10 protein-coding genes and 1 pseudogene are annotated in these 20606 nt (G+C 30.1%); 7 read left to right on the top strand and 4 right to left on the bottom strand.

Features of this window, described 5'->3' with window-relative positions:
* The first annotated feature begins 8 nt into the window (after positions 1–8).
* From J3359_RS09110 to J3359_RS09100, 3 genes are all read left to right on the top strand, one after another.
* The gene (locus tag J3359_RS09110) at positions 9–3119 is read left to right on the top strand and encodes a glycosyltransferase family 117 protein (protein WP_208080373.1); all 3111 of its coding nucleotides are present in this window, start codon (positions 9–11) and stop codon (positions 3117–3119) included.
* Between the two features lie 6 nt (positions 3120–3125).
* Positions 3126–3818: a polysaccharide deacetylase family protein gene (locus J3359_RS09105; protein WP_208080372.1), complete on the top strand. Its 693-nt coding sequence runs from the start codon at positions 3126–3128 to the stop codon at positions 3816–3818.
* 514 nt (positions 3819–4332) lie between these two features.
* The gene (locus tag J3359_RS09100; protein ID WP_208080371.1) at positions 4333–5646 is read left to right on the top strand and encodes a hypothetical protein; all 1314 of its coding nucleotides are present in this window, start codon (positions 4333–4335) and stop codon (positions 5644–5646) included.
* A gap of 111 nt (positions 5647–5757) precedes the next feature.
* Here the strand turns inward: J3359_RS09100 and J3359_RS09095 are convergent, their stop codons facing one another.
* The 4 genes from J3359_RS09095 to J3359_RS09080 all read right to left on the bottom strand — a co-directional run bounded on the left by J3359_RS09095 (position 5758) and on the right by J3359_RS09080 (position 13106).
* Positions 5758–6615 carry a DMT family transporter gene (locus J3359_RS09095; RefSeq protein WP_208080370.1) on the bottom strand — a complete coding sequence of 286 codons (858 nt, stop codon included), beginning with the start codon at positions 6613–6615 and terminating at the stop codon, positions 5758–5760.
* Positions 6616–6707: 92 nt separating this feature from the next.
* Positions 6708–10052 (bottom strand): transcription-repair coupling factor, encoded by a 3345-nt coding sequence (mfd, locus tag J3359_RS09090; protein WP_208080369.1) that lies wholly within the window; start codon positions 10050–10052, stop codon positions 6708–6710.
* Between the two features lie 95 nt (positions 10053–10147).
* A complete protein-coding gene (locus J3359_RS09085; protein ID WP_208080368.1) occupies positions 10148–10633 on the bottom strand; it encodes a thioredoxin family protein in 486 nt (161 codons plus the stop codon).
* Positions 10634–10832: 199 nt separating this feature from the next.
* Entirely contained in the window at positions 10833–13106 is a 2274-nt protein-coding gene (locus J3359_RS09080; protein ID WP_208080367.1) for a TonB-dependent receptor, read from the bottom strand.
* A 107-nt stretch (positions 13107–13213) separates the two neighbouring features.
* On the opposite strand from J3359_RS09080, the gene J3359_RS09075 reads away from it, so the two are divergent.
* From J3359_RS09075 to J3359_RS09060, 4 genes and pseudogenes are all read left to right on the top strand, one after another.
* Positions 13214–13870, top strand: a complete 657-nt coding sequence (locus J3359_RS09075) for a metal-dependent transcriptional regulator (RefSeq protein WP_208080366.1) — start codon at positions 13214–13216, stop codon at positions 13868–13870.
* Complete coding sequence (locus J3359_RS09070) at positions 13867–14877, top strand: metal-dependent transcriptional regulator (RefSeq protein WP_208080365.1); 1011 nt, start codon at positions 13867–13869, stop codon at positions 14875–14877. Before J3359_RS09075 ends, J3359_RS09070 begins: the two co-directional genes overlap by 4 nt.
* 17 nt (positions 14878–14894) lie before the next feature.
* Positions 14895–17072, top strand: a pseudogene (gene feoB, locus J3359_RS09065) (ferrous iron transport protein B).
* A 391-nt stretch (positions 17073–17463) separates the two neighbouring features.
* On the top strand, positions 17464–20604 hold the full coding sequence (locus J3359_RS09060; RefSeq protein WP_208080364.1) for a UvrD-helicase domain-containing protein: 3141 nt from the start codon (positions 17464–17466) through the stop codon (positions 20602–20604).
* Positions 20605–20606 lie beyond the last annotated feature (2 nt).

The following is a 20606-nucleotide window of genomic DNA, read 5'->3' as shown; positions in this document are numbered from 1 at the left end:
TGTTCATTATGACATCAGAAAATTTTAAGAAATGGAACATCATTTTAGGATGGGTTACATTTGCTATTGCCTTAACTACCTATACTTTAACATTAGAACCAACAGTTAGTGCTTGGGACGTTGGAGAGTATATTTCTACTGCTGTAAAGTTAGAAGTTGGGCATCCACCAGGTGCACCATTGTTTCAAATGTTAGGAGCCTTTTTTGCCATGTTTACTTCAGATAATGCAGAAATCGCAAAAATGGTAAACTTTATGTCTGCTCTTGCAAGTGCATTTACCATTTTATTTATGTTTTGGACCATCACGAACTTGGGGGAGAAACTAGCTTTAAAATCTGGGAAATTTACAGGTGGCAGTTATATCGCTATTTTAGGAAGTAGCCTTGTGGGTTCTTTGGCTTATACATTTTCAGATAGTTTTTGGTTTAGTGCTGTAGAAGGCGAAGTATATGCAATGTCGTCTTTTTTAATGGCAATTTTATTCTGGCTAGGCCTAAAATGGGAAAGTGAAATTACAAACCCAAGAGGAAATAAATGGCTTATTTTAATAAGTTTTGTGGTTGGTTTATCTTTTGGTGTTCATATACTTTCTTTGCTAGTAATACCAGCAATTGTAATGCTATATTTCTTTAAAACGTACAAAAATATCACTATAAAAACCACTGCAATCGCAACCGTTTTATCTGTTGTTGTTTTAGCTTTTGTTTTTAAATTTTTATTTCCTTTTACGCTAAAATTCCTAAGTGCATCAGAATTATTCTTTATTAATACTGTGGGTTTACCCTATAACTCAGGAACAATTATTGCAGGAATTATTTTAATTGCACTCTTCTTTTTCGGTTTAAAATATACACGAAAAAAAAACAAAGTACATACAAATACTTTAATTCTTTCGATTTTATTTATTATGATTGGTTTTTCTTCTTGGATGATGTTGCCAATTAGAGCAAATGCAGACACAACCATTAACGAAAACAACCCCTCTAGTGCTCGTGAATTATTAGCTTATTATGAACGTGAACAATATGGAGATGCCAACGTTTTTTACGACACCTATTACTCCAATAAATACAATAACGACCAAGATAAAGCTAAACCTTTTAAAGACGATAAGCCAAAGTATGAGAAAAAAAATGGTAAATATGTTATTGTAAATAAATACAAAAACGCCAATAGAAATTGGTCCGACAAACACAAAGGTTTTATTCCAAGAATGGTAGATCCTGCTGCAGAAGAAATGTATAAAGCAGTTGCTGGAATTCCAAAAAACAGCAAACGTAGACCTACTTTCGCAGAAAACATGAAATTTATGTTTAGCTATCAGTTTGGCTACATGTATGGGCGCTATTTTATGTGGAATTTTGTAGGAAGACAAAACGATATTCAAGGAAGATTAGATATTTTTAATGGAAATTGGATTAGTGGAATCAATTTTATTGACGAAGCAAGATTAGGCTCTCAAAAAAAATTACCTACCCAAGTTTTAGAAAATAAAGGACGAAATAAATATTATTTTTTACCTCTAATTTTAGGGCTTATTGGATTGTTTTTTCAAATTAAATGGGACAAAAAAAACTTTTTCACACTCTTTTTATTTTTTGCATTTACTGGTTTTGCCATTATTTTTTATACGAACCCAAAACCTTTTGAACCAAGAGAAAGAGATTATGCAGTTGTGGGTAGTTTTTACATTTTTGCCATTTGGATTGGATTTGGAGTTTTAGCTTTGTACGAATATTTAAAAAAGTTTGCGAACAAAAAAACAGTTGCAGTTGCAGTTTCTGTGGTTTCGCTATTGGCAGTTCCAACATTAATGGCTTCCGAAAATTGGAATGATCACGATAGATCTGGCAGATATACCACTCGTTTAAATGCACAAGCATATTTAGAAAGTTGCGACCAAAATGCAATTATGTTTACGATTGGAGATAATGATACATTTCCACTTTGGTATATGCAAGAAGTAGAAGGTATTAGAACCGATTTAAAGCTTGTAAACACAAGTTTATTTGCCACAGATTGGTACATAGATCAAATGAAGCGTGCCACTTACGATGCGCCTCCAATTCCTTCTCAATTAACACATGAAGATTATAAATATGGTAGTTTAGATGTTGCTTACTTCTTTGAAGAATTAAGAGCAGTTCCAAAAGATTCTGTAATTGCCATAAAAGATTTTATGCGTTGGATGCAAAGTAATAACAAGCGTACTTTTTATGATTTAGATGATAATGGTATTCCCGAAAAAATGATGCCAACTACTAAAATTAGAATCCCTGTAAACAAAGAAAATGTTTTAAAAAGTGGTATTGTTGCACAAAAAGATGCAGACAAAATTGTAGATTATATAGATATTAACATTGGAAGCGCAATTGCTAAAAATCGTATTTTAATGTTAGATATTTTGGCAAATAACGATTGGAAACGACCTATATATTTTACAGGTGGTGCAAATGCAGATGAAGAATATATTTGGCTAAAAGATTACTTACAGTTAGATGGTTTGGCTTTTAAATTAGTTCCTATTAAAACTCCTATTAAATTTGAAGATGAAAGTGGGAAACTAAGAGAATTAAGCTTATTTGATGTTGGAAGAATAGATACTGAAAAAATGTACAACAATATTAAAAAATTAGAATGGAGAAACATTAATAATGGAGAAATTTATTTAGATGAACAAACCAAAAGAAACGCCATTTCTCTAAGAAATAGTTTAATGCGTTTGTCTGAAGCATTCGCAAAAGAAGGCGATACCATTAAAGCTGTTGAAGTATTAGATTTATCTTTAGACAAATTACCAATCGAAAAATTCGACCATTATAGTTTGTCTTTAGGGTATCCAGAAATGTATTATAAATTAGGAAAACAAAAAAAAGCAAGAGAAACTGCAGAGATATTATTAAATCTATACAAAGAAAAAGCAATTTGGTTTAGTACTTTTAAGTTAGAAGATTTAAATGCAATAGAAGACGAGTTCCAAAGAACATTTTACATTTTAGATTCTCTTTTAAATGATTTAAAAAATTACGATAAAGATGCAGAATATGTTACAAAACAAAAACGATCTGTAGACGATATCTTTAAGCTTTTTAGTCATTTATTACCAGATGGGCAATAAGTTTTTATGAAAGTATATCTCCCCCGAACGCCAGATTTTATTGCGAGAATCTTCTCTAAATATACCTGGCGTTTTTCTTCGGATAAAAAGGAAATATATCTTACTTTCGACGATGGTCCAACTCCAGAAATTACTAATTTTGTAATAACTGAATTAAAAAAATACAATGCAAAAGCTACTTTTTTTTGCATTGGAAAAAACATACAAAACCATCCAGAAATATTTAAAAGAATTATTGCTGATGAACATTCTGTTGGGAACCATACTCAAAATCATTTGAATGGCTGGAAAAGTAAAAACACTATTTATATTGATGATTTTTTAGAGTGTGATAAACTCCTGCAAGGTTCTCAAAAGCTTATAGGCTTAAATGAGAATGGTAAAAATACCTACAAGGTTTTGAGAACCTTACAGGAAAAACCGAAGTTGTTTAGACCTCCTTATGGAAAAATTAAAAAAAGTCAAGCAATAGAAATTTTAAAAAAAGGCTACAAAATTATTATGTGGGACGTTTTATCTGCAGATTTCGACACCTCAATTTCTAAAGAAAAATGTTTGCAAAATGTTCTTAAAAATACCAAAAACGGAAGCATTATTGTTTTTCATGATAGTATAAAAGCCTCTGAGAAATTGCGTTTTGTGTTGCCAAAATTTTTAAAAGAATTTTCTGAAAAAGGGTTTAGTTTTAAATCTATTTAATATTGTATATTAATCTCTACCTAAAAAAATCACATGATTATTCAACATCAAAAGAAATAGGCAAACTATAGCTAGTTTATAATCTTATTTTTTTATGAAATAAATTCAGGTAATTTTTTAAGCATTTTAAATAGCTCTCTTTTTATTTTTAGATGTGGAGTTCTCATTTTTTAGTACCTGTAACATTTCCTTTTTCTTTAGAAGACATTTTTTTCCAATTTTCGAGACAAGGTTTTGGACTGGTAATCTTAAATTTTGAGTTTATAGTATTGGATTTTGTGAACTAAAATCAAAGAAGATGCCAAGGTTAAAATTATATTAAAGAAATATTTTTTTACTTTAAAATAACAGTTTTAACCACTAAATATCCATTTTATAACTAATATAATTTACCTACGCTTATTATAACTCCCATAATTGCATAAATTTTCTCCCTTTTAAACCGATTTATTTAAGAAATTTGAAAAAACAAAATTATCATTCTAATAAAACCAACCATTTTTCAATAAAAAGTATGACATTCACAAAAAAAATAGTCACTATTTTAGGAGTTGCTTTATCAGTTTCCACAGTACTATCTGCACAAAACCAAATTGCACCTTCAAGAACCGAAGTTGTTATACCAATTCATAAAAACGAATTTAGAAATGATAACTGTAAACAACGTGTACAAGGTGGAAACCCTAAAACCATAAATGGCTACATGCAGTTTAATGGAAGTATGGATGGAAACAGACAAGTAGATCCGCAAATTGCCATTGGTGGAGGTTATATTTTACATGGTTCTAATTCTGGCTTAGTTATTTACGATAAAAAAGGAAACTTTATAGATGGTGCTTCTCAAAGATGCTTTAATAACGGAATAGACCCAAAAATGTATTACGATGCACATAATAAAATGTTTGTTTTCGATTTATGGAATCCTTGGGATAAAGCAAAAAAGAAACCAGTAAATGTTGCTGTTTCAGAAACGAATAATCCAAATAAAGCATGGAATGTTTACCCTGTTTCTGCACCAAATGGTGTAGATGGTGGTGGAATTGGTTATAGCAAAAAATGGATTGCTTATTCTTTTCCTGGTGGAGATGAAAGAACATTTGTTTTAAAATCTAAAGAAGTAAAATCTGGAAAACCAGCTACAGTATATCATTTTAAAGGAAGTTTAGGACACCCTATTTTTACACAAGACAATACAGAAGATTTATATTTTTTCGAAATTAAAGGAGATCGATTTGTTATTAATAAAGTAACTTCTGCAAGTGATGGTTCTCCTGTTTATGAAGAAGTTGGGAATAAACGCCATCATTTAAAATACATAAATTATCCACCACAATCGCCACAAAAAGGAACAGAGCAAAAAACATCTTCTGGAGATAGAAACCCAAAAAACTTAGTGATGCAAGGAGGTTATATTTGGTTTTCTCAGGCAGTAAATGTAGAAGGAAACTCTGCTGTTCAATGGCATCAAGTAAAAACAGATGGAACCATTGTACAAACAGGTTTAATTCATAAAAAAGGAACAAATTACATACAAACAACCATTGGTGTAAATTCTAATAACGATGTTTTAGTGGGTTTTCAAGAAACGAATAAAAATATGTTTATTAGTCCAAGAATGGCATTTAGATATGCGAATGATCCAAAAGGAACCTTAAAAAATATTGTAAATTTAGGTGAAGGTAGAGGAGCAACCAATGGAACTTCTTGGGGAGATTACAGTGGAACTACTGTAGATGGAGATAATTTTAAAGACTTATGGACCATACAGAGTATCGCCAACGAAAAAGGAAGAGGAGAAACTGTAATTGTAAAAGTACCTATGAAATAGGTTTTATTATACAGATTACAATATTTAAAATGAAATTATAGTGAGAATTATAATTTCATTTTTTTTTTTTTGCAAAAATGAAAAATCTATGCAGTTTTTATGATAAATAAGTCATTTTTTACTCCGAAAACTCTCAATAATAACAGTCAACAAAATTAAGCCTCCACCAATATAAGTGGCATTATTAGGTATTTCCCTTAAAATAAAATACGCAATTACAATTCCAGAAATTGGCTGGATACTACTAATAATACTTGCTGTAGAAGCCGAAAAATGTTTTAAAGAATGTACCAACATTGTGTGCCCAATTGCAGTGGTTATGAATGCTAATAAAATTAAATAAGGCAATTGACTTTGGAAATTAGAAAAATCTCCGAAAAATAAAAGGGGAAGCATTAAAACACTAATAATTAAAGTCTGATAAAACATAAGCATGCTTCCATTATAATTGCCAATATGTTGTTTTAAAATTAAGATTCTAATTGCATAACAAAATGCAGAAAAAACACCCAGCAGTATTCCTTTTAAATTTGAATTTCCCAAACTTAATTCAGGTGTTAAAATGTACAAACCCGTTAAAACTAATAAACCTAAAAAAATATGTATTGGATTAAATTTCGTTTTAATAAAAAGCGGTTCTAAAAACGCAATAATTACTGGAAACGTATAAATTGATAACATTCCAATAGCAACATTAGATAGTTTTAGTGCATAAAAATAAGTAATCCAATGTGTTGCCATTAGTATAGCACTTATTAAAAATGGCGTAAAATCTTTACGCTGTTTTATTTGTAAATCTACTTTTTTGATCTTACAATAGGTAAACAAAAACACCCCTGCAAAAATAGAACGAAACCAGATAATTACTTCTGGAGGCATGTTTATATATTTTCCTAAAACACCAGAAGTACTAATAAAAGTGGTTGCTAAAAGTAAAAGAAATATGTTTTTTATGTGAGAGTTTTGCATTTGTTTTTAAGAATGTCTTCTCAAGCACAATCGAGAGGTTTTTAAAAGAATAACTTATGTAGGTTTCGACTGAGCTCAACCTGACATCGAATTTATATTTTCTGTAAAATACCCAATCCAGTTTTTATAGAATCAATTCTTATAAATGTAATTAATAATCGCAATCCGTTTTTGGTTTGTTTCTCTTTCATTACACAACTTTTTGGGTTTTGCTGCACATATTTTAATATGCGAGAAAAAGCTTCAGTTTGGTAAAAATCGCTTTGTTGATTCGATACAAAATACCCCAACATTCTTTTTTGCTTCAAAATAATTTTCTCTAAACCAAGCTCTTTAGCTAACCATTTTATTCTTACAGAATCTAATAAATCTTCAACCTGCGTTGGAAACTCTCCAAACCTGTCTGTAATTTCTTTTTCAAAAGTTTGTAGCGCTTCCTCTTTTTCTAACGTTCCTAATTTGTTGTATAAAGCCAATCTTTCTGTAACTGAATTTACATAATCATCAGGAAACAAAATCTCGAAATCGGTATCTATTTGTACTTCTTTTACATATTCTTTTGGTTTAGATTTATCTGTTGGATATAAATCTGCGAACTCATTTTCTTTCAATTCTTCAATGGCTTCTTGTAATATTTTTTGATAGGTATCAAAACCAATATCATTAATAAATCCACTTTGTTCACCACCTAATAAATCTCCAGCTCCACGAATTTCTAAATCTTTCATGGCAATGTTAATTCCGCTTCCTAAATCAGAAAATAAAACCAAGGCTTCAATTCGTTTTCTGGCATCATCTGTCATCATATGATAAGGAGGTGTTATAAAATAACAGAACGCTTTTTTGTTCGAACGACCAACTCTACCACGCATTTGGTGTAAATCACTCAAGCCAAAATTATTCGCATTATTAATAAAAATGGTGTTTGCATTGGGCACATCTAAACCACTTTCAATAATTGTGGTAGAAACCAAAACATCAAATTCATTATTCATAAAACCGAGCATTAAACCCTCCAGTTTTTTGCCTTCCATTTGTCCATGACCAATGCCTATTTTTGCTGAAGGAACCAGTCTTTGTAACAAACCAGCTACTTCTTTTATATTTTCGATTCTGTTATGAATAAAGAAAACTTGCCCTCCTCTTGAAATTTCATACGAAATGGCATCACGAATTACATCTTCCGAAAAACGAATTACATTACTCTCTATTGGATGTCTGTTTGGAGGTGGTGTTTTTATAACAGACAAATCTCTGGCAGCCATTAAACTAAATTGCAAAGTTCTTGGAATTGGAGTCGCAGTTAAGGTTAATGTATCTACATTTTCTTTTAAGGTTTTTAATTTATCTTTTACAGCAACACCAAATTTTTGTTCTTCATCTATAATTAAAAGCCCTAAATCTTTAAATTTTATTTTTTTATTTGTTAGTTGGTGTGTTCCAATAATAATATCTACAGAACCATCATTTACACCATTAATTACTGCAGTTTTTTGTTTTGCAGTTCTAAATCTGTTTAAATAATCGATCGTAACAGGGAAATCTTTTAAACGCTCTGTAAAAGTTTTATAATGTTGAAAAGCCAAAATAGTAGTTGGAACTAAAATGGCGACTTGTTTTCCATTATCAACCGCTTTAAAAGCAGCTCTTACAGCAACTTCTGTTTTTCCAAAACCAACATCTCCACAAACCAACCTGTCCATAGGTTGCTCTTTTTCCATATCGTTTTTTACGGCTTGTGTCGCTGTAAATTGGTCAGGTGTATCTTCGTACATAAAACTACTTTCCAATTCATGCTGAATGTGTGTATCTGGTCCAAAAGCAACCCCTTTTTGCAGTTTTCTTTTTGCGTATAATTGAATTAAATTAAACGCAACATGTTTTACTCTGGCTTTGGTTTTCTGTTTAATTTTTTTCCAAGCACCAGAACCTAATTTGTATATTTTAGGTGCTTTACCATCTTTTCCATTGAATTTAGAAATCTTATGCAGCGAGTGAATGCTTACATATAAAATATCACGTTCGCCATAAACCAATTTAATGGCTTCTTGCTTCTTACCTTGAACATCAATTTTTTGTAAACCGCCAAACTTTCCAATTCCATGGTCCATGTGGGTTACATAATCGCCAATTTCTAGTTTGTTTAATTCTTGTAGGGTTATGGCTTGCTTTTTTGCATACCCATTTTTCAATCTAAATTTATAATAACGTTCAAAAATTTGATGATCAGTGTAGCAAACTAATTTAGTATCTACATCTACAAAACCTTGGTATAATGGAAAAACCACAGTTTGGTAATGTACTTTTTCTTCAGCATCATCAAAAATATCATGAAATCGTTTGGCTTGTTGTTCGTTGGCGCAGAAAATATAATTGGTAAAACCTGCTTTATGATGTTCGTTTAAATTGGCAATTAATAAATTAAATTTTTTATTAAATGAAGGTTGAGGAATTGTATTGAAATTAATTTCCTGCAAGGTTTTTGAAACCTTGTAGGTATTACTTGTTCCAAAATTAACTAAAGTAAAATCTTGCAACTGATTTTTAATAAAAGTTCCATCGCAAAATAATTCAGCAGGTTTTGCGTGTTTTATTTCTTTAGATAAATCGTTAAAAGCTTCTTCTGCTTTTTGATAGAATTTATCTAAATTCCCCACTAATAAATCGATATTTTTAGCAAAAATCACAGTTTTATCTGCAATGTATTTTAAGAAACTTTCTCGGCTTTCTTGCAAAGTTTTATTCTCTACATTTGGCATGATAGAAACCTTCCTCATTTTTTCTTTAGAAAGTTGCGTTTCTACATCAAAAGAACGAATGCTATCTATCTCGTCTCCAAAAAACTCGATTCTGTAAGGTTCGTCGTTCGAAAAAGAAAATACATCTATAATTCCTCCACGAACCGAAAAATCGCCAGGTTCTGTAACAAAATCTACACGTTTAAATTTATATTCAAACAAAACTTCGTTTACAAAATCGAGCGATAAATTTTCGCCAACAGAAACTTTTAGTGTGTTTTTTTCTAACTCTTTTTTAGTAACTACTTTTTCGAACAAGGCAGTTGGATAGGTAACAATTATAGCCGGTTTTTTTCTTGAATTTATCCTGTTTAAAACTTCGGAACGTAATAAAACGTTGGCATTATCGGTTTCTTCTATTTGATATGGTCTTCTATAAGATCCTGGGTAAAAAAGAACATTTTTATCTCCTAAAAGTTGTTCTAAATCATTTAAATAATAAGCAGCTTCTTCTTTATCATTAAAAATTAAAAGATAAGGTTTGTCTGTTTTTTTAAAAGTTTCGGATATCACAAAAGACAACGAAGAACCCACCAAATTCGAAATTTGAAAATGGTTTTTTTCTTGTTGAAGTGCTGTAACAATCTGCGAAACATTTGCAGATTTTTGATATTGATTTACAATGTGCTGCTTGCTCAACGTACTAAATTTTGTGCAAATGTAAGGAGTTCGTTCATAAAAAACGTTTACTATTTTTATTTCTTGAAGATTTTACATATTATATATGTTTAAATTTATTTTTTATCTGCAGTATATTTTTCGAGAATTTTTAGAAATATGGTATTATTTATATAATTAGGAATTTGCAAATCAATCGTAAATTTTGAGTTTAAAATAACAGTTGTTGGGTAACTTATTTTAGCATTTACTGTTGCCAATTCTTCCGCCAATTCATGTACGCCAGTATTGGTTCCAGTAGGTTTGTAAACAAATGTTTTTCCTAAGAAAGTAATGTCTTTTTTTTCTTCGCCATTTAATTTAATAAAATAGAACTTTTCATTTAAAAGCTGCATAATTTTATTGTTTTTAAATGTAGTTTGTTTCATTCCAAAACAAATTTTACACCAATCTGTGAAAACAAAAACAACAATAGGTTTTGGTTTTTGTTGGTGTAATTTCTCGACTTCCGAAAATGTATAGACATTTAATTTAGTTTCCTTTTTTTGTGAAAAAGTAGCAAAACTTCCAAAGAAAATAAAAAGTAGAAATATTGTTTTCATTTTTTGTGTATAATTTTTTAGATATTAATTGGTGTTTTTTAGTAAAATCTCTAAAAAATAAACTTTTTCAATTGCATCTAGCTTTAGCTAGATGTTATGGTAATAATACATAATGGCTTTAGCCAAAATATTAATTCTTATTATTTTTTTTGGAGCCAAAGCCATTTTTCTTAAAAATATATTTACTATAGATTTTTTTTTAAAATAAGGTATATCTTAATCCTAAAAAGGCTCTAATTCCTTGGTTAGAAGCATAGACATAACTAGGGTCGAAAGTCAACGCATTTGGGTTGTTTGGTGTTGCAGTCGCTTGTCCATTTGCATCAAAAACAACTTCTTTATCAAAAGGATCGAAAGGACGTGCAATACTATTTTTGGCTGGTGTAAAGTTTAATAGATTTTTTACGCCTCCATACAATTCCCAATTATTGGTAAATTTCTTTGTCAATTGAATATTTTGTATACTAAACCAAGGCGAATTTGCAGCTCTTGGATCTGTGTCGCTAATTAAAGGAAGCCTCATTGGACCATAAACATTTCCAGTATAATCAACAGAAAAACTTGAATTAAACTTGTAAGAAATAGACCAAACTCCACTAAAACTTTCCGTTAATAATTGTCTTTTTCTTATACCATTTTCTGTAATTGAAACATCCATTAAAGTAGCGCCTGCATTTAACGATAATCCATTTGTAAACGTAATATCTGTGTTTAAAGAAATTCCTTGGGAAACAGAAAAACCATTTAAATTTGCATAAATAATTTTGTTAGGATCTGTTTCGTAATCTGGTAAAATGCGATTGTTAAAATAGGTGTAAAAAACACTTCCATCTAAAGTTATAAAAGCGTTTTTTGTATTAATTTTTTTTACGTAATTAATATTTGCATTCCAAGAAGTTTCTGGTTCTAATTCGCCATTAAACTCCACTTTTCTTGCGCCAGTTAAAGCAGCATGATCTTCCGTAAAAACGTTGGCAACTCTAAAACCATTACCAACACTTGCTCTAAAAATATCTGACTTGTCTTTAGAATTCCACTTGTAATTTATTCTTGGCGAAAAAATATTTCCATGCAAACTATTATAATCCCACCTTGCGCCTAAAAGCAGTTTATTTTGTGAGTTTAAAGCAATTTCATCTTGTGCAAAAATGCCTGGTAAATGTGTTACAGAAGGTTTATTTGTAATTCCATCTTCTTCGAAAGTAGCGAAAGTATTATCATCATAAAAAGTATATCTATAAGCCAAACCTAACAACAAATCGTGTTTTTGGGCAATTTGTTTATTGTACACAAATTGTCCGAAACCAATAACTTGTTCAGCATCATAAGCATCTGTTCCATAAAACGAATCTTGGTAATGCCCATTTGCACTAAACTGAAAATTAATATTTTCTGATGTTGGTAATTCGTATGTTCCAAAAGTCTCCCATCTATTGGTGTAAATACTTTCGCCATATTTTATATCAGTTCCTCTAAATTCACGTTCCCAATCCATTTCTCCTCCCCATCTATCTTCATAAACATAACGTCCAGCAATTGTAAAAACCTTGTTACTTTTTCTTTCAATATTTACTTTATTAAAAATTGAAATTCTATTTTGAAGCGTTAAATCCGTAAATCCGTCTTTATTATTATCAATTCTATTCTGGTAATTAAAATAATTAATTCCTAAAAGACCTTGCGCTTTTTTAGACAATTTATAACGCAAACCAATATCTGTATTCACTTCTCCCCAAGAACTCGTTAAAATATCTGTCGATAAAATTGGTGCATTTAAAGGTTTTTTTGTGATGATGTTTATAATGCCACCAACAGCTTCAGAGCCATATAAAGTAGAAGCGGGTCCTTTTACAACTTCTACCCTTTCTATTAAAGCTTGCGGAATTCCTGTTAAACCATAAACTGTAGAAAGTCCACTTACAATTGGCATCCCATCAATTAAAACAAATGTATAAGGACCTTCTAAACCATTAATATGAATGTCGCCAGTATTGCAAACATTGCAATTTAGTTGAGGTCGAACTCCGTTTACATTTTGCATCGATTCAAAAATAGAAGGTGTAGGATTTTTTTTGAAGAATGTTTTGCTATACACTTCTACAGGAACAGGGCTGTTCGATTTTGTTACGGGTCTTAAAGTTCCCGAAATTACAATTTCTTCCAAAGAATTATTTTCACTTAAATTAAAGTTTTTTGTAATTTTTTCAGTTCCAGAAAGTATAAGTTTTGCAGATTTAGATTTAAACCCAACAGAACTTGCCACAATTATGTAGGTTCCATTTGGGATATTTTTTAACTCAAAAAAGCCATTTTCGTTGGTCGAAGTTCCTAATTTTGTATTCTTTAAATAAATGTTTACAAAAGATAAAGACTCTCCGTTTGAAGTTACTTTCCCAGAAACACTATTGTTTTGAGCATAGGTAGAAATAATTCCGAAGAAAAAAAGACAGCTAATTCTAATAAATATTTTCATTACTTTAAATAAATATTTCGACAAATATAATATTATTTTTAGATTTATCTAAAAATATATTTTAATTTAAATAAAAAGTTTATATTTGTAAGACTAAATAAGTACAGATGTTTACGCTTTCGGAAGAGAATTATTTAAAAACAATTTATCATTTACAGTTAGATACTAATGGAGGAATTAGTACAAATGCAATTGCAGAAAAACTACAAACAAAGGCTTCTTCTGTAACAGATATGATTAAAAAACTATCAGACAAAAAGGTTGTAGTTTACAAAAAATATAAAGGAGTTACTTTAACCAAATTAGGAAAGAAAACTGGTGCTAATGTTGTTAGAAAACACAGGTTATGGGAAGTTTTTTTGGTTGAAAAGTTAAATTTTTCTTGGGATGAAGTACATGAAGTTGCAGAGCAATTAGAACACATAAAATCGTCAAAATTAATCAATCAATTAGATATTTTTTTAGGTTTCCCAACACACGATCCTCATGGAGATCCAATTCCAGATGAAGAAGGAAATTTAAAAACCATCGAGAAAAGTTTACTATCCACTTTATCTAAAAACGAAAGCGGCATTTGTGTTGGTGTGAATGATTCTTCATCAGAATTTTTACAATATTTAGATAAAAAGGGCATTACTTTAGGTAAAAAAATAACGATTTTAGAAAAAGAAGATTTTGATGATTCTTTCTCCATTTCAATCGAGGAAAAAAAATTATCAATTTCTAGTAAAATTGCAAATAATTTATACATTCAAAAAGTATGATTTATTACAATCCTTTAATAGCGCTTTTGGTTTTTTGTGTTGTTGTTTTTGTATTGTATTTTATTTTTAATCCTGAAAAAGGTCTTTATTTCAAGTATATTAAAGCACAAAAGGAAAATAAAAAAACGGCAGTTGAAGATATTTTAAAATTGTTATATCACAACCCAAAAATCTCAAAAAATCTTATTTTCAAACAACTAAATTTTAGCAATAGTTTGTTATTAGAAAGTATAGACTCAATGTTAGAAAGTGGCTTAATAAATAATGAAAATGGATTTTATTCCCTTACAAAAAATGGCGATGAATATGCATTAAGAATTGTAAGAGCACATCGTTTATGGGAAAAATATTTATCAGAAAAAACAGGTTTTAAAAAAGAAGAATGGCATAAAAGAGCGGAGTTAAAAGAGCACGAATTGTCGAGGGCAGAAGTAGAAGATTTAGCAGCACTTTTAGGGAATCCAAGATACGATCCACATGGAGACCCAATACCAACCAACACAGGTAAAATTCCAGAGAAAAAAGGAATACTACTTTCTGATTTGCCCGTTTTTAATTTTGGGAAAATTATTCATATAGAAGACGAACCGATAAGTGTTTACAAACAAATTTTAAAGAAAAATATTCATTTAGATTCTCAAGTTTATATTAAAGAAACAAATAAAAAAAAGATTGTTTTTGAAGCAGAAGGAGAACAATTTACGTTAACCCCAACTGTTGCAAACAATATTACCGTTATTGCTTTAAAAAATGCAGATGTAATTGAAAAAGACACTATGCGTTTATCAAACTTAAAAAATGGTGAAAAAGCAACAATAATTGGTATTTCTAAAGAATGTAGAGGCGAAAATAGAAGAAGATTATTGGATTTAGGTTTTGTAAAAGGCGCCACTGTAAGTATAGATTTGTTAAATCCCTTGGGTGATCCGAAAGCATTCTTAATTAAAGGCACAGCCATTGCTTTACGAAGTGATCAGGCTGTAAAAATTCTAATTACAAAAAAATAAGAAAGATGAAAACAGCGATAAAATCCGACTGCGAAACGTGTGTTCATTTTAATGTAGAAGGGATAAAAAAATTAGGCGTTAATACCACAAATATCGATTTTGTAATTGCTTTGGCTGGAAACCCAAATACTGGAAAAAGCACTGTTTTTAACGCATTAACAGGTTTAAGACAACATACTGGAAACTGGCCAGGGAAAACAGTAACAAGAGCAGAAGGGGCATTTGAATATCAAAATCAAAAATATAAATTAATAGATTTACCAGGAACGTATTCTTTAATGTCAAGATCCGAAGATGAGGAAGTTGCTCGAAATTTTATCCTTTTTGGAGCACCAACAATTACGGTTATTGTTGTAGATGCGAGCAGATTAGAACGAAATTTAAACTTGGTTTTACAAATTTTAGAAATTACCACAAATGCTATTTTATGTCTTAATTTAATTGATGAAGCAACAAAAAATAACATAAAAATAGATTATAGAAGCTTATCGAAAGAGTTAGGAATTCCAGTTGTACCCACAAGTGCAAGGTCTCAAGAAGGAATTCCAGAATTAATTAAAACAATTAGCGATTTAGCAAACGGAAAAATAGTGTGTAAACCACATAAAATAAAAAACATCCCTAAACATGTAGAAGGAGCTGTGCAAAAGTTAAGTGATGCTATAAAAGAAGAATACCCAAATGTTGTAAATAGTAGATGGTTAGCTTTTCGAGTTTTAGAAGGAGATACCCATATTTTAGATGCTTTAAAAACAGGTGTTTTTATTTAATTTTTAAAAATGGAAACAAAAAATATAGATAAAATAATCGCATTATCTAATGAATTACGCTGGCAAATTGGCGATGATTTTCATGATAATATAACCGAAGCAATTTATGCAGATGCTGCTAAAATTGTCGAAAAAACGGTTGTAAAAGACAATAAAAAAGGCGCTTTTTATTTAAATGCAAAAATAGATCAAATAGTTACCAGTAAAATTTGGGGCTTTCCTATTATGTTGTTGCTTTTAGGCTTGGTACTTTGGCTAACAATCATTGGCGCAAATTACCCATCATCTATGTTGTCTGGCTTGTTGTTAGACACCATTCATCCGTTTTTAAAAGAAGGTGCAAATTCTTGGAATTTTCCATGGTGGTTATCTGGTTTTTTAATTGATGGCGTTTATTTAGCTGTTGCTTGGGTAATTGCAGTAATGTTACCACCAATGGCAATCTTTTTCCCGCTTTTTACACTTTTAGAAGATTTTGGTTATTTACCAAGAGTTGCATTTAATATGGATTCACTTTTTAAAAAATCGGGCGCTCATGGAAAGCAAGCATTAACTATGACTATGGGTTTTGGTTGCAACGCTGCAGGTGTAGTTGCAACAAGAATTATAGATAGCCCCAGAGAAAGATTAATTGCAATAATTACCAATAATTTTTCTTTATGTAACGGTCGCTGGCCAACACAAATTCTGTTAGCAACAATTTTTATTGGTGCAGTTGTACCCTCTACTTACTCCAGTTTCGTTTCTTTAGCAGCAGTTGTAGCAATCGCAGTCTTAGGAATATTTTTTATGTTTTTCTTTTCTTGGGCGCTGTCTAAAACCATTTTAAAAGGAGAAGTTTCAACGTTTAATTTAGAATTGCCACCTTATAGAACGCCACTTTTCTGGAAAACAATTTACACTTCTTTAATAGATAGAACGTTGATTGTTTTATGGCGTGCAATTGTTTTTGCGGCGCCTGCAGGAGCTGTAATTTGGCTAATTTCTAATGTTTTTATTGGTAATGAAAGTATTGCTTTACATTTAATTAATTCTTTTGATGGATTTGGATTTTTATTAGGTTTAAATGGCGTAATTTTATTAGCTTATATTGTTGCAATTCCTGCAAATGAAATTGTAATTCCAACAATTTTAATGCTAACAGTTATGGTAACTGGTGCAACAGGAGCTGGTGCTGGTGTTATGTTTGAGTTAGATTCTGCTTCTGCAACTTCTACTTTATTAAGAGAAGGAGGTTGGACGCTTTTAACAGCAGTAAATGTAATGTTATTTAGTTTATTACATAACCCTTGTAGCACCACAATTTATACCATTTATAAAGAAACCAAGAGTGTAAAATGGACGGCAGTTGCATCTATTTTACCTGTTATTGCAGGCTTTATAGTTACTTTTTTAGTCGCCCAAATTTGGAGGATTTTTAGTTAATTATTGTTGGCATTCATTGCGAAACGAAATCTGTTAAAATTTTAAAAAACGAATAAAAAATAGTTATTTAACAACCGGAATAATCTGTTCAATTATTCTTATCGTATTTATGAGAGGAAATGAACCTTATTTATAACTTAGATAAGGTTTTTTTTTGTTTTTGATTTCAATATTGAGTTTTCTGAAATATTCTAAAATAAAGAAAGCCGAAATCTAAGTAATTTTTTCTATTATTAACGTTAAATACTTTACTAAGAAGAAATTTATTCTATTTGTAGAATTTACTAACCAAATTTACTTAAACCCTAAAAATTGAAAATAGAACACATACAAATCAGATAATAAAATTTATTTGATCTCTTAATTTTTGTATTTTGCAATAAAATTATTTGTGCAAAATCCATCAACTTTTCAAGTTTACAACGCTTCTGCAGGAAGTGGAAAAACCTTTACACTCGTAAAAGAATACCTAAAAATATTACTAAATTCCGAGGATATTTTTCGTTTTCAGAAAATACTCGCAATTACATTTACCAACAAAGCCGCTGGTGAAATGAAAACCCGTATTTTAGAAAACTTAGAAGATTTTTCTGAAGGAAAAGAAAACGATTTATTTAAAATAATTATTGAAGAAATTTCGGTTGATAAAGCCACAGTTCAAGAAAAAAGTAAGAAAATTTTAGATGCAATTCTGCAAAATTATGCCGCTTTTTCAATTACTACGATTGATAGTTTTACACATAAAATAATTAAGAATTTTGCATACGATTTAGGGCTGTCTCTTAATTTTGAAGTAGAGATGGATGCGCTTTCTTTGTTAAATGAAGCTGTAGATTTATTAATTTCTAAAATTGGAACAGATAAAAAACTAACAAAATTATTAATAGATTATTCGCTTGATAAAACCGATGATGATAAGTCTTGGGATATTTCCAGAGATTTAAATGATTTTGCTAGAATTCTTTTAAATGAAGAGGATAACAAACACTTTAGAAAGTTAGCCGATAAAAAATTAGACGATTTTACGAATTTAAAATCGAAGCTTTTTACACATCAAAAAGAATTAAAAAAATCGCTAAAAGAAGTTGGAGAAAATTGTACGAATCTAATCAGTTCCGCTGGTTTAGGGCCAAAAGATTTTATGCGCGGAACTGTACCTAAATTCTTTGCAGATTTAAGTGAAAAATCCGTAAATATCGATTTTATAAAAAGAAGCGAAACCATTGAAAAGGCAATTGTAAATAATCAATATTATACAAAAACAGCAAAACCAGAGATTTCTAATTCTATTGATGCAATTGTACCACAAATTGTAAGTTTTTTTCGTGAGGCACAAGAAATTTATCAGCAATTTTTAATGAATAAATTGGCATTAAAAAGTATTATTCCATTAGCGGTTTTAAATAATATAAATTCGGAATTAGATGCTATAAAAGAAGAAAATAACATTCGTTTAAATGCAGAGTTTAACCAATTAATTTCCGACAATATAAAAGACCAACCAGCGCCTTTTATTTACGAACGAATTGGGCAACGTTTTATGCATTATTTTATTGACGAAATGCAAGATACTTCTGTGTTGCAATGGCAAAATTTAATTCCTTTAATAGATAATGCTTTGGCGCAAGAAAATAGCAATTTAATGTTGGTGGGCGATGGAAAACAAGCGATTTATAGATGGCGAGGAGGAAAAGCGGAACAGTTTATCAACTTGGGTTCAGAGATAGAAAATGGAAAAAACCCGTTTCAAATTCCAAAAGATATCAAAGAATTAGAAACCAATTTTAGAAGTTATTCAGAAATTATCGATTTTAACAATTCGTTTTTTCAACATTCATCAAGATTTCTTCAAAATGAAGCTTATAAAAAACTATTTTTTGAAGGAAATCAGCAAAAAGAAAATCCTAAAAAAGGCGGATTTGTATCCCTTTCATTTTTAGAAAAAGAAGAGGATAAAGAAAACGATAAAATAAAGTATCCAAAGAAAGTTTTTGATACAATAAAAGAGCTTGAAAATGATTTTTCTTTAGATGAAATCTGCATTTTAACACGAACCAAAAAAGACGGAGTTGCAGTTGCGAATTATTTATCAGAAAAAGGAATAAAGATTATTTCTTCGGAAACGTTATTGCTTCAAAATGATGCAAAAGTCAATTTTATTGTAAACGTTTTACAGGTTCTACAACACCCAAATGATGAAGAATCTCGTTTCGAAATGCTGTATTTTTTACACGAACATTTAAAAATTGAAGAACCCAAACATCAATTTTTAAAAACTTTTACAAAATCTACAAATACAGTCATTTTTCAAACCTTAAAAAAATACGGAGTTTCGTTTGAAGTTTCTACATTTCATCAACTTCCTTTTTACGAGAAAATTGAAGAAATTATAAGAAGATTTCATTTGGTTAATTCCTCTGATGCGTACATACAGTTTTTCTTGGACGTTGCTTTAGAGCAACAAAGAAAAGGCACAAATGTGCAAGATTTTTTAGATTTCTGGGAACTAAAAAAAGACAAGTTGAGTATAGTTGCACCAGAAAGCGCAAACGCAGTTCAGGTAATGACGATTCATAAATCGAAAGGTTTAGAGTTTCCAGTTGTTATTTTTCCTTGTAATGTAGATATTTACCGACAAATAAACCCGAAAGTTTGGTTAGACGAATTGCCTGAAAGTTATACCAATTTTCAAGAATTATTGGTGCCTTATAATCGAGATTTAAGTTATGTAAACGCAACAGGTTTAAAGATTTTTAATTTGCAAAGAGAAGCATTAGAATTAGATAATTTTAATTTATTGTATGTCGCGTTAACAAGAGCTGTGGAACAACTGCATATAATTACAGATAAAAAATTGGTAGGTAAAAATAAAGAAGAAGATTTAAAGTTTTATTCAGGTTTTTTTATTAATTATTTAAAAGAAAAAGCACTTTGGAATGATAAGTTATTAGAATATTCTTTTGGCGATAAAAAAAGAGTTAGTAGTAAAGAAGAAAGAGATTCTGTGGCAGAAATTTACGAAAAATTTATAGCCACCCCTTGGAATGAACATAAAATTATTTTATTGGCGAGTGCATCAAAATTATGGAATACAGTTCAAGGAGAAGCAATTGATTATGGAAATTTGTTGCACGAAATATTTTCTAAAATAAAAACGAATAAGCAAGTTGAAGAGGTTGTTACCACTTACGAACAACAAGGTATTTTAGATAAAAATCAAACAAAACTCATCAAAGAAAAAGTTACAAGTGTTGTAAATCACCCGAAATTAAGAGCTTATTATTCAAACGAAGCTACTGTTTTTAATGAAAGAGAGATTGTAACTGCAGATAATCAAATTATAATTCCAGATCGTTTGGTTTTCAATAAAAATAATAATGTTACAATTATAGATTATAAAACGGGAGTTTCATCAGAGAAATACCATCAACAATTAAAAAACTACGAAAATGTTTTAAAATCGATGCATTTTAAAGTGGATAAAAAACTACTCATATATATTAATGACAAAATTGATGTTGTTGAAGTATGAGC

This window comes from Polaribacter cellanae (assembly GCF_017569185.1).
Taxonomy (GTDB): Bacteria; Bacteroidota; Bacteroidia; order Flavobacteriales; family Flavobacteriaceae; genus Polaribacter; species Polaribacter cellanae.
This window is presented reverse-complemented; position numbering and strand designations above follow the sequence as displayed.

What these genes read in the sequence shown, in the direction of transcription:
- J3359_RS09105 (WP_208080372.1), top strand. Translation starts at nt 3,126, where the DNA reads ATGAAAGTATATCTCCCCCGAACGCCAGATTTTATTGCGAGAATCTTC.
- J3359_RS09100 (WP_208080371.1), top strand. Translation starts at nt 4,333, where the DNA reads ATGACATTCACAAAAAAAATAGTCACTATTTTAGGAGTTGCTTTATCA.
- J3359_RS09095 (WP_208080370.1), bottom strand. Translation starts at nt 6,615, where the DNA reads ATGCAAAACTCTCACATAAAAAACATATTTCTTTTACTTTTAGCAACC.
- J3359_RS09085 (WP_208080368.1), bottom strand. Translation starts at nt 10,633, where the DNA reads ATGAAAACAATATTTCTACTTTTTATTTTCTTTGGAAGTTTTGCTACT.
- J3359_RS09110 (WP_208080373.1), top strand. Translation starts at nt 9, where the DNA reads ATGACATCAGAAAATTTTAAGAAATGGAACATCATTTTAGGATGGGTT.
- J3359_RS09070 (WP_208080365.1), top strand. Translation starts at nt 13,867, where the DNA reads ATGATTTATTACAATCCTTTAATAGCGCTTTTGGTTTTTTGTGTTGTT.
- J3359_RS09080 (WP_208080367.1), bottom strand. Translation starts at nt 13,106, where the DNA reads ATGAAAATATTTATTAGAATTAGCTGTCTTTTTTTCTTCGGAATTATT.
- J3359_RS09075 (WP_208080366.1), top strand. Translation starts at nt 13,214, where the DNA reads ATGTTTACGCTTTCGGAAGAGAATTATTTAAAAACAATTTATCATTTA.